At 53.4% G+C, this 15,456-nt stretch carries 10 protein-coding genes; 6 read left to right on the forward strand and 4 right to left on the reverse strand.

The window, feature by feature from the left end; translation table 11 throughout:
* Positions 1-211 precede the first annotated feature (211 nt).
* Positions 212-1,468, forward strand: a complete 1,257-nt coding sequence (locus POG22_RS09005; protein WP_063715538.1) for a geranylgeranyl reductase family protein — start codon at positions 212-214, stop codon at positions 1,466-1,468.
* Between the two features lie 337 nt (positions 1,469-1,805).
* Here POG22_RS09005 and gltB read toward each other — a convergent pair whose 3' ends face one another.
* The gene (gltB, locus tag POG22_RS09010; protein ID WP_498904828.1) at positions 1,806-6,506 is read right to left on the reverse strand and encodes a glutamate synthase large subunit; all 4,701 of its coding nucleotides are present in this window, start codon (positions 6,504-6,506) and stop codon (positions 1,806-1,808) included.
* 402 nt (positions 6,507-6,908) lie between these two features.
* Positions 6,909-7,094 (reverse strand): hypothetical protein, encoded by a 186-nt coding sequence (locus POG22_RS09015; protein ID WP_498904830.1) that lies wholly within the window; start codon positions 7,092-7,094, stop codon positions 6,909-6,911.
* A 102-nt stretch (positions 7,095-7,196) separates the two neighbouring features.
* Between POG22_RS09015 and POG22_RS09020 the strand changes: the two genes are divergently transcribed.
* The 3 genes from POG22_RS09020 (at position 7,197) to POG22_RS09030 (ending at position 10,940) form a co-directional block, all read left to right on the forward strand.
* Positions 7,197-8,621, forward strand: coding sequence for an NADP-dependent isocitrate dehydrogenase (locus tag POG22_RS09020; protein ID WP_498904832.1), 1,425 nt, complete (start codon positions 7,197-7,199; stop codon positions 8,619-8,621).
* A 291-nt stretch (positions 8,622-8,912) separates the two neighbouring features.
* Positions 8,913-9,899, forward strand: a complete 987-nt coding sequence (locus POG22_RS09025) for a DUF1186 domain-containing protein (protein ID WP_498904833.1) — start codon at positions 8,913-8,915, stop codon at positions 9,897-9,899.
* A gap of 138 nt (positions 9,900-10,037) precedes the next feature.
* Positions 10,038-10,940 carry a DUF1186 domain-containing protein gene (locus tag POG22_RS09030; RefSeq protein ID WP_498904835.1) on the forward strand — a complete coding sequence of 301 codons (903 nt, stop codon included), beginning with the start codon at positions 10,038-10,040 and terminating at the stop codon, positions 10,938-10,940.
* 2 nt (positions 10,941-10,942) lie between these two features.
* Here POG22_RS09030 and POG22_RS09035 read toward each other — a convergent pair whose 3' ends face one another.
* Positions 10,943-11,866, reverse strand: coding sequence for an RluA family pseudouridine synthase (locus tag POG22_RS09035; protein ID WP_498904837.1), 924 nt, complete (start codon positions 11,864-11,866; stop codon positions 10,943-10,945).
* A gap of 238 nt (positions 11,867-12,104) precedes the next feature.
* Here POG22_RS09035 and POG22_RS09040 point away from each other — a divergent pair, with 238 nt between their 5' ends.
* The gene (locus POG22_RS09040) at positions 12,105-12,383 is read left to right on the forward strand and encodes a SemiSWEET transporter (RefSeq protein WP_017660836.1); all 279 of its coding nucleotides are present in this window, start codon (positions 12,105-12,107) and stop codon (positions 12,381-12,383) included.
* A gap of 324 nt (positions 12,384-12,707) precedes the next feature.
* Here POG22_RS09040 and POG22_RS09045 read toward each other — a convergent pair whose 3' ends face one another.
* Entirely contained in the window at positions 12,708-13,433 is a 726-nt protein-coding gene (locus tag POG22_RS09045; RefSeq protein WP_063715533.1) for an NYN domain-containing protein, read from the reverse strand.
* A gap of 286 nt (positions 13,434-13,719) precedes the next feature.
* On the opposite strand from POG22_RS09045, the gene POG22_RS09050 reads away from it, so the two are divergent.
* Complete coding sequence (locus POG22_RS09050) at positions 13,720-15,195, forward strand: BCD family MFS transporter (RefSeq protein WP_498904840.1); 1,476 nt, start codon at positions 13,720-13,722, stop codon at positions 15,193-15,195.
* Positions 15,196-15,456 lie beyond the last annotated feature (261 nt).

The following is a 15,456-nucleotide window of genomic DNA, read 5'->3' on the forward strand; positions in this document are numbered from 1 at the left end:
AATATACGTCAGACTCCAGGCAAGAGTTTTTCTAAAGCCCCATAGTGGAAACAACTTGGGGGTGTTGCTGGGTAAAAGTTCCCAGAACACAGCGAGAATGCCGCCTGTCGCAAGGGCTAACGCCTTGTAATAAGACACCTCTGCCTCGCGCCCTAGCAGGTGGGGTGAGCTTCATCCAATAGATTCCTCAGCTCTAAACTTGTAGGAAATCGTGCTAGATTACGACGTTATCGTGTGTGGTGCCGGGCCGTCTGGCGCGACGGCGGCAGCCAGGGCAGCTCGAGCCGGATTGCGGGTGGCATTGCTGGAAAAACGGGCGTTACCCCGTCACAAACCCTGTGGGGGCGGAATGCCGATGCAAGTGGACGCGTGGCTGCGCGATCTCTTTCCCGATACGGGGGTTGAAGTTGCGGTCGAATCTCAGGTGCGCCAGTTGTGCCACACGTGGAATTTCGGCGAAGCTCATGTGGGATCGGTCAATTTACCAGAGTCGCCTCGGGATTTATCGCTGTGGATGGTACAGCGTCCGCTGTTCGATAACGCCTTGGTTCGTCAGGCGGTTCGTTGCGGGGCGCAGTTGCGAGATGGGTTGACGGTGCGATCGCTCGATCTCGACTCGCGAGGGGTGACGGTTCGTGCCTCTCGAACGGGCGATCGACGAGAGAGTTTTACAGCGACAGCGCGACAGGTTATCGGTGCAGACGGGGCTAACGGGATCGCGGCCAATGCGGCGAATTTGCGGCAGCGGCGACAGTTAGCGATCGCTATGGAAGTCGAACTGCCTTACGATTGGCACGCATCCCCGGACAGGTTACGCCCCGACGTGGCGCATTTGGAATACGGGGCGGTACGCCGAGGCTACGCCTGGATTTTTCCGAAAGGAGAGAGTTTGAACGTCGGGGCTGGGGTGTTCCATCCACCAAAAGGGAAACGGGGGGGAAATCGGTTCGTTCGCGACGAGTTGGAACGGGCGATTTTCGGCTATTTCGATCGCTTCGATTTAAACGTCGATCGCGCAGCGTTGAAGTTTTACGCCCATCCTTTACCGCTCTGGCAAGGCAAAGAACGCCGCCACAGTCGAGATGGACGCATTCTGCTCGTCGGTGACGCGGCGGGACTCGTCAATCCCTTTTTCGGAGACGGTATCCTTCACGGCATCAAAAGCGGTATTATTGCCGCCGATTGTATTGCCGCAGGCTGTCCCCAACAGTACACGGCGCAGTTACACGCAGAAGTGGCAGCCAATTTCAATGCAGCGCGATTGCTGGCGGCGTTTTTCTACCGCTTCCCCGACTGGTGTTACCGTCACGTGGTACGACGTCGCGACGGCACTCACATCGCAGCGCGACTGTTGGCGGGAGATTTGCAGTTTTCCGAGATCGTCGGAAAGTTTGTCGGCTACGTGGGACAAAAAACGATTGACGGTGCAATCTCGCACTTGGGCGCACCGTTCGGGGCGAGTCGTTAGAAATCACCACCGTTTCCGCCACTACCCCGTATTAGATGCCATTTTTACCCGAATTTTTCTTTCTTCTCGGTCTTAACCCCTAACCGATTCCCGACTAATTTCATCGTCCTCTTGTAATACGGAATCCAGGTTTGAAAACCCTGTTTTGCAGCCCTCGCTGTAAAGTCCCTGTACGCCAGGACTTACATTGATTTTGAGCGATCTCGTTAAAAGGGGCTATGGTGTGCGGATTCCGTATTATCCCGATCTCAGGTTTAGGAATAAAAAACCCCGCTCTCAGAATACAGAGAACGGGGTCGCCTTGAGATGCTATACCCGTGGCAACAGTTGAAAACCCCTAGGCTTTTGCCAATTCCTTCGTTTCCGCCGCTTCGGGATTGGCCAACAGCGTATCCGCTTCGGACGGCGGCACCACCTGCCAGAACTGCGGCAGATACACCGACCAATTATCGAGAATCTGCTGAGCTTTAGCACTACCCCGGTCGGCGTGGGCGCGAATCAGGGATTTTAACTGTTCCTCGCCCGCAGACGTGCAAACCCGCTGAATTGTCACGATTTCCGGGTTCACTTTTGCCGGGAAGCTATTGTCTTCGTCGAGGAAATAGGCCAAACCGCCCGTCATACCCGCACCGACGTTGCGTCCCACCGGTCCCAACACGACGACAGTTCCACCGGTCATGTACTCGCAGCAGTGGTCTCCTGCCCCTTCGACGATCGCCTGACCTTTAGAGTTGCGGACGGCAAACCGCTCTCCAGCGCGACCTTGGGCGAAGAGGATACCTCCAGTTGCACCGTAGAGACAGGTGTTGCCCAAAATGGCGTTTTTCGACGGGTCGAAGTCCGTACTGGCTGGGGGTTTGATGCAGATTTCGCCGCCGTTGATGCCTTTGCCGACGTAGTCGTTGGCTTCTCCTTCGAGGGTAATCGACATTCCCGAGAGGGTGAACGCGCCGAAACTTTGACCGGCACTGCCTTTAAAGGTCAAGTCGAGCTGTCCTTCAAAGCCGGTGTTGCCATATTTCTCGGCGATCGCACCGGAAATCCGCGCCCCGACACAGCGATCGGTATTGACCAACTTCACTGTTTTGGCGACGCTGCCTTGGTTGTTGATGGCGTTGGCAATCTCGGCGTCGGCTAACAACTCGTCGTCGAGAACCGCCCCGTTGCTGTGAACCGGTTGCGGCGTCACCCAATCGCGATTTTCCGACTGGGGCAACTCCAGCAGACAACGCAAGTCGATCGCCTGTGGTTTGGTCAGTTTCACGTTCTCGCGGGCTTTCAGCAGGTCAGAACGTCCGATGAGTTCGTTGAGGGAGCGATACCCCAATCGCGCCAGGAGCGATCGCACCTCTTCGGCCACGAAGACGAAGAAATTAACCACGTGTTCGGGCATTCCGGGGAACCGCTTCCGCAATTTCTCTTGTTGCGTCGTCACGCCCACCGGACAACGGTTCATGTGGCAAACCCGCGCCATGATGCAGCCTTCGGCAATCATGGCCACGGTGCCGAAACCGAATTCCTGAGCGCCCATCAATGCCGCCATCACGACATCCCATCCGGTGTGCATTCCGCCGTCAACCCGCAACGTCACGCGCTCCCGAAGGCGGTTTTCCATCAGAACCCGGTGAACTTCCGTCAAGCCCAGTTCCCAGGGACTCCCGGCGTGTTTGATCGAACTCAGGGGAGACGCCCCAGTGCCGCCGTCGTGACCCGAAATTTGAATCACGTCGGCGTTGGCTTTGGCCACCCCAGCGGCGATGGTTCCAATCCCCACCGAGGACACCAGTTTCACGGAAACCCCCGCTTTCGGGTTGATTTGATGCAAGTCGAAAATCAACTGCGCCAAGTCTTCGATCGAATAAATATCGTGGTGGGGCGGCGGCGAAATCAAGGTCACGCCGGGTTTAGACCGCCGCAACATAGCGATGTACTCGCTGACTTTCCGGCCGGGCAACTGCCCGCCTTCGCCAGGTTTCGCCCCTTGCGCCACTTTAATCTCGATCTGTTTGGCGTTCATCAAGTACTCCGGCGTCACGCCGAAGCGTCCCGACGCCACCTGTTTGATGTAAGAAGACGCCGTATCGCCGTTTTTCAACCCCTTCAGGTGGGGCAACAGTGTCGAGAAGCCGTTGTCGTCCACGTCGTCGAGGACTTTGAAGCGAATCGGGTCTTCGCCCCCTTCCCCAGAGTTAGATTTTCCGCCGATGCGGTTCATGGCGATCGCCAGCGTCTCGTGAGCTTCCGGCGATAGCGCCCCCAGAGACATTCCCCCGGTGCAGAACCGTTTGAGAATCTCTTCTGTGGATTCGACCTCTTCGAGAGGAATCGGATCGCGATCGCTGTCGAAGTCCAACAGATCTCGCAACGCCGCCACAGGACGGTTTTCAAGCTGTTCGCGATAGACCTCGTAATGGTCGTACTGACCGTCTCGAACGGCTTTGTGCAACAGCTTCGTCATGTCGGGGTTGTTACCGTGATATTCGCCCCCTTTGCGGTGTTGGACGAAGCCGTAATGTTCCAGTTTTTCCACGTGGGGAAACGCCCGTTTGTGGAATTCCAGAGTTTCGCGACCCAAATCGGCCACCGTCAAACCGCCGATGCGAGAGGTAGTGCCTTTCATCCCCAAATCGATTAACTCGCCGCCGATACCGATCGCCTCGAAAATTTGCGCCCCTTGGTAACTCGACAGCAGCGAAATCCCCATTTTCGAGAGGATTTTCAGCAAACCGGCTTCGGCCGCTTTGCGATAGTTCTTCAGGGAATCGTCGAGGCTGAGGTTGGGGAGTTTTCCGGTTTTAATCAAAGATTGGGTGCGATCGTCGTGCCACCACTGACGCAGGGTTTCCCAAGTCAGATACGGACAGACCGCACTGGCACCGTAGCCCACTAAACACGCGTAGTGGTGGGTACTCCAGCACTGGGCGGTATCCACGACGATAGAGGCTTTCATCCGCAGTCCACGAGCGATGAGGTGGTGGTGAACGGCCCCGACGGCCAGCATCGGCGGGATGTAGGTATGGGTTTCGTTCACTTTGGTGGGGTTGCCGCTGTCATCGATGCGATCGCTGAGAATTAGGACTTCCGCCCCGGCTTCCACCGCCGCTGTCGCTTTCGCACAGAGGGCTTCGACAGCACCTTTGAGTTTGTCGCCGCCCCCGTTAATCTCGAACAACGTCGATAACGTGGCGGTCTGGAGAACGCTGTTACGAATTCCGGCCAGTTGGTCGTCGCTTAACAGAGGACTCTCGATTTTCAGCAGGCGATCGACCCCAGGAGAGCGATCGAGCAAGTTGCCCCGGCGTCCTAACAACATCGTCAAGGACATGACCAGCCCTTCCCGCAGCGGGTCGATGGCGGGATTGGTGACTTGCGCGAACCGCTGTTTGAAGTAGTCGTACAGCAGGCGCGGTTTGTCCGACAGCACCGCTAAGGGGATGTCGTCGCCCATGCAATAGGTGGGTTCTTTGCCATCAGTGGCCATGGGAACCACTACCATGTCCACATCTTCCTTGGTGTAACCGAAGGTGGTTTGCTGTTGGACGAGGTGGTCTCCTTCAAGCTCAAAAGGAATTCCTTTCCGTTCTCCCATCAGCGGACGGGCAGCCGTCCATTGTCCGTAGGGATGCTGGGCGGCCACTTGCCGTTTGATATCCCAGTTTTTAAGGACTTTGTGGTTTTCGAGATCGACGGCGATGGTTTGTCCGGGGCCCAGACGGCCGTTTTCGACGATCGCGGCCGGGTCGATGTCGATGGTTCCCGCTTCGGAGGACACGATCACCATGCCATCGCGGGTGACGAGGTAGCGAGCCGGGCGCAAGCCGTTGCGATCGAGTCCCGCCCCGACGATTTTACCGTCGCTGAACGCCAGCAATGCCGGACCGTCCCAGGCTTCCTGCAAGCCGCTGTAATACTCGTAAAAATCGACGATTTCGGGATAGGCTTCCAAGGCGGGTTGGTTCATGTACGCCTCGGGAACCATCAGCATCAGGGCTTCTAGGGGCGTCCGTCCCGATCTCACCAGCAATTCCAGCACGTTGTCGAGGTTGGCCGAATCGCTGTTACTGGCATCGACGACCGGTAGTAAGGTGTTGATGCGATCGCCCCACACGGGACTCGACAGTTCCGCCTGTCGCGCCTTCATCCAGTTGATGTTCCCCAGCAGGGTGTTAATTTCGCCGTTGTGACCCAGCAGGCGCATCGGTTGCGCCAACGGCCATCGCGGCATGGTATTGGTACTGAACCGACGGTGGTACACGGCAAAGGAACTGACCGTATCGGGGTTTTTCAGGTCGAGGTAAAACTCACCCAACACCGCCGCGCGAACCATCGCTTTATAAACGACGGTACGGTTCGAGAACGAACAAATATAGAAGTTGTTGCCCCATTCAATTTCGGCGACGTCGTCGAGAACTTTTCCCACAGACCGACGGGCTAAATACGTCGCGCGTTCGAGTTCGTCTCCTTCGAGGCGGTCGTGGCTGACGATAATCTGTTCGATTTGCGGTTGCAGTTCTCGAGCTTGGGGACCGAGAACGTTGGGGTTGACGGGGACGACGCGCCAGCCTAAGACGTTAAATCCTTCCTCGGAAAAGACGCGGTTTATCGTATCTTTGGCGTGTTTGGCAGTTTCCTCGTCTTGGGGGAGAAACACCATCCCCACGGCCATACGCTCGCGCACGGGTGTAGCGATTTCCCGTTCGTCGAGCCATTGTTCGACGAGTTTCCACGGCACGGCCATGAGAATTCCCGAACCGTCGCCGGAGTCGTAATCTGCACTGCACCCGCCTCGGTGTTCGAGACAGGAGAGGGCGCTGACGGCTTTAGCCACGATGTCGTGATTGGCTTGCGCGTCCACAGCGGCGATAAAGCCGACGCCGCAGGCATCCCGTTCTTCGACGAGCCAGCGTTGTCCGTCTCGCGCGTCTGTGGCCGAACCCCCGACATCGCGGTGAGTTGCGGCTAGATCGGTTAAGTTGGGAGAAAAAGCCTGTTCGTTCGTGTGCTGGTAGCGATCGCGATTTACGCCCATTCGATCCATATTGATTCCTCGTTCGTTGTGTAACTCTGGCACATCTCGTTGGGTGAGCAAGGCAGCTCGCTCGTTCCGTTACTGCCCTCAGCGTCAGGTAGGGTCTGCGCCGGTGGCCGATACTCGCGACTCGACGAATCGCGCGCAAACGAAACCTTCGTCATGGGGAAGTCGCGCGATATCTAGCCGCATCAGCGTCGGTCTTCGGGCAAAGGGGCCGGTTAAGAGCGATCGGGGTGTCGAGAAGTCGGCGAGCCTACGCCGGAGCGTCGCGACTGCTTTTCGGAGCTAACGCTACCGCATCGAGAAAATGAATGCGATATTTTTGGCTAGAAAACAATCTAGGACTGGACGCGGTTGGTTATAATACAGTCTGTCTAGCCCTGACGACAGCCGCTCCTGACCACTAAATCAAGTGTAGAGCATAAATCTTAATCGAAAGTAGCCCGTTCTGGCAACGCGGGTAATGGTTTGATGACGAACGATCGCGTTCGGGCAACGGGTCGGGTTGGGATGGACGGCGATCGTCTTCACTTGGCGCGTCCGAACTTTCCGAGAAACGAGATCTTGTAGAACCGAGTCGGTTGTCGCGTCCACCTCAATTCTTCCTAAATCGTTAAATACACAGCAAACTCATCGAAGGATCTGGTAGTCTGACATCGCTATACCTGTACCGGAGTGCAGAACGAGGAGTTCGAGATGTACGAAAAGATTACCCCCCCGAGCGTCGGTGAAAAAGTCACGTTCAAAGACGGCGAACCTATCGTTCCCGACAATCCGATCGTGCCGTTTATTCGCGGCGACGGAACGGGGGTCGATATCTGGCCGGCGACGCAAAAGGTCATCGATGCGGCTGTCGAGACGGCTTACGGCGGAAAACGGAAAATTAGCTGGTTCAAAATTTACGCCGGAGACGAAGCCTGCGAGCAGTACGGACAGTTTCAATATCTGCCCCAAGATACTCTCAACGCCATTACGGAATACGGCATCGCGATCAAAGGTCCGTTAACCACTCCCGTCGGCGGTGGTATTCGATCGCTCAACGTCGCTCTGCGGCAAATCAACGACCTTTACGCCTGCGTGCGTCCCTGTAAGTACTACGCTGGAACCCCCTCACCTCACAAAAGCCCGGACAAACTCGACGTCATCGTCTACCGGGAAAACACTGAAGACATTTATTTGGGGATTGAATGGGCGCAAGGAAGCGATATCGCTGAAAAACTCATTCAACATCTCAACGACGATTTGATTCCCGCCACGCCCGAACACGGTAAAAAACAAATTCGCCTCGACTCGGGAATCGGCATCAAACCCGTTAGTAAAACGGGATCGCAACGGCTCGTCCGCCGCGCTATCAAACACGCCTTGCGCCTGCCCAAAGAGAAGCAAATGGTGACGCTGGTGCATAAGGGCAACATCATGAAGTACACCGAGGGGGCGTTCCGCTCCTGGGGTTACGAACTGGCGACGACGGAATTTCGCGACGAGTGCGTGACGGAACGGGAATCGTGGATTCTCAGCAACAAAGAAGCCAAGCCCGACATCACCGCCGAAGAAAACGCACGCAAAATCGATCCGGGTTACGCTTCTTTGACACCGGACAAGCAAGCCGAAATTCGTCAAGAAGTCGAGGACGTTCTCGCGACGATTTGGGAAACTCACGGTAATGGAAAATGGAAAGAGAAAGTGATGGTCAACGATCGCATCGCCGACAGCATTTTCCAGCAAATTCAAACTCGTCCGGCTGAATATTCGATTTTGGCGACGATGAACCTCAACGGCGACTATCTCTCGGATGCGGCTGCGGCGATCGTGGGCGGTTTGGGCATGGCTCCCGGAGCGAACATCGGCGATAACTGTGCCATTTTCGAGGCGACTCACGGCACGGCTCCCAAACACGCGGGACTCGATCGCATCAATCCCGGCTCGCTGATTTTATCGGCGGTCATCATGTTGGAATATATGGGATGGAACGAAGCGGCAGCCCTGATTGAAAAGGGTATTGGTACGGCGATTTCTAACGGGGAAGTTACCTATGATTTGGCCCGGTTGATAGACCCGCCGGTCGAACCGTTAAAGTGTTCGGGGTTTGCCGACGCGATCGTTTCTCACTTTGAGGATTGAGGGAAATCCATCGTTTTAGAACGACCATAACTCCAAAAAAACAGGTCAGTTAAAGCAAATGAGAACTCTGGTTTTTCAACGAGCTGGAGTTCTCGTTTTTGGGACTTAGTTCGTTCTCGAAATCACATACCGAAGAGAGTTTGAGAATAGATCGCCAAACAAAAACACCTGAAAATAACAGAAAAATCGTATATTCTCTTGCGCTGAATCTTAAAATATAGTAAATTACAATATCGAGCGAATTGCTCGCTTTGAAAAAGTTGTTGTTGTAAATCGTTAAATATTTAGATCGTGGAAATAAAAGAAATCTTATCCGAACTGCAAACGCCGAGCGACGAGCTGCCCCGTCACGCCATCGAACGAGCGATCGAAGAACGGGAAGCCATTACCCCCGAATTGCTCTCCGCCCTCGAATATACAAAAAACAACCTAAAAGAAGTATACGAAGGCGAAGAAGAGTCGTATTTACCAATGCACGCCCTCTATTTGCTGGCGAAATTTCGGGAAAAACAAGCTTATCCCCTCATCGTGGATTTGTTCGACCAGACTGGCGAAACGCAAGTGATGGCAGAAGAGGTCACGGGAGATATCATCACTGAAGATTTGTGCCGGGTTTTTGCCTCAGTTTACAACGGCGATCTTTCGCAACTTCAACAACTCATTGAAAATAGAGAAGTGAGTGTTTGGACTCGAGGAGCGGCCATCGATGCTTTGGTGATTTTGGTCGCTCGGGATCTCCTCGAACGGGAACAAGTCGTTCGATATTTTAAAGAGTTGCTTTCGGGAAAACTGAAAGGCGAGCCGAACGAGTCAGATCTCTGGTCGATGTTAGTAAAAGCCTGTATGAATTTGGGCGGAGACGAACTTAAACCCGAAATCGAACGCATTTCTGAAGTGGTATGGGTTGATGAAATTTCGGTTCCTCCAAAAGTGTTGGAAGCTGCGTTTCAACTTAGTCCAGAAGAAGCTTTGACTCGACTTCGCGAAAGCTCTGATTATACGTTGATTGACGACCCAATCGCCGATCTGGAAAAATCGATACTTTTTATGAATCCGCAGGTGTTTTTACAACACAGCCCGTTTGCAACCGCCCAGCAAGCTCGGGTGATGGAAGCGATGCAAGTGCAAGAGAAACTGCAAACGACATCTGCTTCATCTTCGGGGGGGGACGATCGAAAACTCTCTGCGAATTCTCCCAAAAAAGTTAAGCAAAAGCAGCAAAAACAGGCTCGTAAGACGAATCGATCTAAATCGAAGAAGAAGAAGAAGAAAAAGTAAGCATTTCGGACAAGAAATTCGTCGTACGAACGCTGGCGGAGTTCTTGTCATCAACGATAGAAAAACGCGCTGTCCTTCTTTTCTATCAGTTCACAATTTTCGCTCGGACAGTTTTTTACCAAACTTCGGATACAAACCATGCAATTACACGAAATTTTAAACGAACTCCGTACCTATCGCGGTACGTTCCCTCGCTACGCTGTCAAACAGGCGATCGAAGAGCGGGAAGCCATTACCCCCGCCTTGTTAGAAGCTCTTGAATATGGAGCAAACAACATCGAAGAGTTGTGCGAGGATACCACCGCGTATTTACACATTTACGCTTTATACTTGCTCGCGCAATTTCGAGAAAAGAAAGCTTATCCCGTCATCGTCAATTTCTTCTCCCAAACCGGCGACAAACAGGAGATGCCAGAGCAAGCCACGGGAGATATTATCACAGAAGACCTATGCAGAATCCTCGCTTCTGTGTGTTACGGTGATATTACACTCATTCAACAACTCATTGAAAATCCAGAAATTAATGAATGGACGAGATCGGCAGCCCTAGATGCTCTCGTGGTTTTAGTCGTTGAAGACGTACTTCCGAGAGAAGAGGTCATTCGATATCTGGAAGAACTGTTTTCTGGAAAGCTCGATAAAGAACCGGATGACTCTAAGATTTGGACTTATCTCGCCAGGACGAGCTATTATTTGTGCGCGATCGAACTCAAGCCTTACATCGAACAAGCTTATAAAGACGATCGAGTCGAAACATTTTTTATTAGTTTAAAAAATATCAATCGGGCGTTTGAAGAAGGTGTAGACGCAACAATGGCACGGCTTCACAAGAGGGGGCGTTATACTTTCATCAACGATACGATCGCGGAAATGGAAAGCTGGGCGTGTTTTAAGAAAACTCAAAAACGCTCGCTTCTCACCCCTCCTAAATTCGATAAAACGGTGCAACCTAAAGCTTCGGGATTTGCTGGGGGGCAGTCTTCGGGTTCGTCTAAGTCGAGTCGCAAGAATCGTTCAAAAAAGAAGAAAAAGAAGAAATAACACTACTGGCGGCGTTTGAGAACTCGCAGAAGTTCGATCGTCGTGTCAGGAAGGGGGGCGATCGCGGCGATCGCTTCCCCAGACACCGGATGTTCTAACGTGAGCTTCCAAGCGTGTAGGGCTTGTCCCGGTAAGTTGACCCCCACAGATCGCCCGGAACCGTAGACTGGATCGCCCACGATCGGATGTCCGATGGAGGCGCTGTGAACGCGAATTTGGTGGGTGCGGCCGGTTTCGAGACAAAAATGAAGTAACGCATAGTTTCCGAGCCGTTCTCGGACTTGCCAGTGGGTCACCGCTACTCGTCCGCCTCGGTCTTCAGGGACGACGGCCATTTTTTTTCGATCGACCGGATGGCGTCCGATGGGACGATCGATCGTACCGCTGTCGGCGTCCGGGGAACCGTAGACGACGCCGAGATATTCCCGACGAGCCGTTTTGGCCTTGATTTGAGCTTGTAAGTGCTGGTGGGCGACGTCTGTTTTCGCCACGACGATCGCTCCCGTGGTGTCCTTGTCGAGACGATGAACGATACCGGGACGTTGGACGCCGCCGATTCCCGCGAGGCGATCGCAATGAGCTAAAAGGGCGTTAACGAGAGTATCTTGGCTATGTCCGGGGGCAGGATGTACCACTAATCCGGCCGGTTTGTTTACAATGAGGAGGTGGTCGTCTTCGTAGAGAATCTCGAGGGGAATTTCCATCGGCTCGAGTTCGAGCGGTTCGGCAGGTGGAATTTCAACCTGAAGGCGATCGCCCGCGTAGACTTTCAATTTTTTCGAGGTACAGATTTCGTCGTTGACGCGCACGCACTCCCGTTCGATGAGTTGCTGCACGCGCGATCGCGACAGTTCGCTGAGGCGATCGGCCAAAAAGCGATCGAGACGCGATCCGTTGGTCGTTACATTTAGGGCGATCTCAGTCATCTCAGGATCGATAACAGTGTGGAATATTCCCGATTTCGTTCGATGAATTCTGCTTATCTCTTCTTTTTCCCGATCGCAGTGGCAGATTTATCTTCTATAATCGCTATTCGACAGCAAAAACAGCCGTCGCTCGGCACTCAATTGTACCCTATCGGACTGTCTGAGTTTTAAGATTTTTACAATCTAACGACTCTCGAACGCCAGCAAACCATCGCGCATTCAAAAATGGGAGCCTAACATGAACGACACTATGGTTTTAGGGTTGTTAGCGGGAACGATGACGACAATTGCCTATCTCCCGCAGTTGATTAAAACCTGGAAATCGAAGTCTGCCGACGATATTTCTTGGAGTATGCTGGTGACGTTGTGTCTCGGCATTTTACTCTGGCTGGTTTATGGGACATCCGTGCAGGATTTACCCGTGATTTTTGCGAACTTGGTTACGTTGATGCTATCTTCGGCGATTTTAGGGCTGAAGATTCATTACCGCGTTCGGCGAGCCTCGGTCGATTCTTAGGGCGAGCGAGTTTTTTGGACGGGCGATTTCGACAGCCCCCTTTTAGGGCTGAGAGCGTTTCGGGAAAGCTCCAAGATTTGCTAAAAACAAGGTTAGAAAATCGCTTTCTGCGAGGCGCTTTGCGTTCGCGAAGAAGTTCGTTCGGCCATTTTGGTAAACATAGAGGTTATGGGTGAGGTGGAGTTCGCCGTCGCTCGAGCCAACAGTCGCGCGATCGCCGAACGGTTTTAGACTTGGCTCGAACTCAGCCAAGAGAGAGGTTGGAAATCGAGAACGATGCGCGATCGCGTCTCTTCACAATTGGCGATCGCACTTCAACTCGATTTACGATTTACTCCTCAGACAAATGCGTAAATGAGGTTTGTTTTTAATATCGAATAAATTACTGGCTTGTACGAGCTGGCTGAGTTTTTTATACCCGTAATTGCGCGGATCGAACGAGGGCGAAAGTTTTGTAAGCTGAGAACCTACCGCTCCCAAACCTACCCAGTCGTCGTCGCCGCTGGCGGCTTCGTAAGCATCGATTAAAAGTTGGTGATAGCTCGATTTCGATGCGTGATTTTTCGAGGATGCTTCCACATCTTTTTCAGTTTCAGGATGCGCCTCGAGGATTTCAGTGTAAATGAATTTATTGCAAGCTTTGACAAAGGGAGAAGGGGTTTTCTGTTCGCCAAAGCCGTAAACTACGAGTCCAGATTCGCGAATGCGACACGCCAACCGCGTAAAGTCACTGTCGCTCGAAACGATACAAAAGCCATCGAAATTTTCGGTATATAGTAAATCCATAGCGTCGATAATTAAGGCGCTGTCGGTGGCATTTTTTCCGGTGGTATACGAAAATTGTTGGATGGGTTGAATGGCATGACTGAGAAGTTGCGATTTCCACGAGTTGAGTCGCGTACTCGTCCAATCTCCATAGATCCGTTTGACGTTAGCCGTTCCATATTTGGCAATTTCTTTTAATAAGGCGTCGAGAAGCTTTGCATTGGCGTTATCTGCATCGATTAAGACGGCGAGGCGATCGGTGTGAAGCTGTTCGTGAGAATTCATCGAAACATGCTAAGGGTATGGTGGGAGAGATGGGGAAACGAGTGTCGATGACGGACATCGATCGCTCGGTCTCCACCGTTCTTCAACGACATTCGATCGATTACATTTTAATTTCAACTGCGACACCATAGCGGGAACCGTTTGACAAAACGGAAACTTCGACGAAGCCAATGGATTCGACCTCGGCCTCGACTTTGCAACAGAAGCCGAAGCTCCGAACAGGTCGATCGCGTTTCCCCAAGAGCTTTACACTATATAGACACCGAACGATTTCAAAAGCCTCGACATGGACACTCGCGACCTCAACGAATCCCAACCTTCAGACGCTAAATCGATGCCTCCGCGCATCACCCTACTGACGATGTTTCGCCTCGGACTCTATCAAATGGGGCTGGGGATGATGTCACTGCTGACGCTGGGCGTGATCAACCGGATCGCCATCGACGAGCTGAGAGTTCCCGCCCTGATCGCCACTGGAGCGATCGCCATGGAACGGTTCGTCTCTCCGGCGCGAGTTCTGTTCGGTCAGATGTCCGACGCCAAACCACTGTTTGGAAAACACCGTTCCGGTTACGTTTGGATCGGCGCGATCTTGTTTACCCTCACGTCGTTTGTGGCGTTGCAGGTGTTGTGGCAACTGGGTAACAGCTTGCAGACGGCGGGTTTGAGCGCTCCCACCTATGGCTGGGCGATCGCACTGGCGGCGGTGTTCGCGTTTTACGGACTCTCGCTCAGTGCCAGTTCGACGCCCTTCGCCGCCATGTTGGTGGACATTTCCGACGAAGACAACCGCTCGAAACTCATTAGCGTGGTGTGGTCGATGTTGATGGTGGGAATCGTCGTCGGGGCGATTATCAGTTCCACGCTACTCGATCGACCGGAAATCTGCGGGGCGGAGATCCTCTCCTACTCCCCCGGACAAACGGAACAGATGGCGAATATCGCCACCCTCAGCCGCACCATCAACCCGGTGTTTGTCATCGTACCGGCGATCGTTTTGGGACTCTGTTTGCTGGCGACGGTGGGGGTCGAAAAGAAATATTCCCGCTACGCCCTGCGATCGCGAGCTGCGAACCACGAAGATAAAATTACCCCCGCCAGTGCCTTTCGCGTTCTGACCGCCAGCCCTCAAACCGGCGTGTTTTTCTCGTTTTTGCTGGTGTTGACCGTTAGCTTGTTCGCCCAAGACGCGGTCATGGAACCTTACGGCGGTGAAGTCTTCGGAATGTGCATTTCCGAAACCACAAAGCTCAACATTCCCTTCGGCGTGGGAACTCTCATCGGAATCGGCGTCACGGGATTCGCCATCGTCCCTCGCTTGGGGAAAGAACGCACGACGAAGTACGGTTGTCTCGGTGCGGCGGTATGTTTGGGGTTGGTGATTTTGGCGGGAGTCGTGACGAATCCCGGTTTGTTGAAAGCTGGAATCGGACTGTTCGGCTTGTTCTCCGGCGTTTTGACGGCCGGTGCTACCAGTTTGATGTTGGATTTGACGGTGGCGGAAACGGCGGGAACCTTCATCGGCGCTTGGGGATTGGCGCAAGCGATGGCGCGAGGCTTGTCTACCGTCATCGGCGGTGCAATTTTGAACCTGGGTAAAGTGGTATTCGACGAGCCGATGTTGGCTTACGGTTCGGTGTTCGTGTTGCAAGCGGTGGGAATGGTTTGCGCGATCGCGCTCTTGCGCCGCGTCAATATTAAGGAGTTCCAGTCGAACGCGAAACAGGCGATTACGACTGTGATGGAAGGCGATCTCGATTAGGGGCGAACGGGAAAGGAACGAAGACGGGACGACTGGGTTTCTGTATGGCATATCGGACGATCGCTGCCTTGAAGATATACCCGATCGGCAACGAGTTCACCCCTGCCCTTTTTCTTGAAATTGACGCTCTCCCCCCAACCCTAGCGGATATGGTCGGAGATTCCTGTTTCACTGGCTCATGCCTAGATAAACGAGCCAGCCCGAATACCCCCGGTCAGAACGCCTTCACAGGCTGTTTGTTTAACGTCCACGATGCGCCCC

This window comes from Geitlerinema sp. CS-897, from assembly GCF_028368005.1.
GTDB lineage: Bacteria > Cyanobacteriota > Cyanobacteriia > Cyanobacteriales > Geitlerinemataceae > Baaleninema > Baaleninema simplex.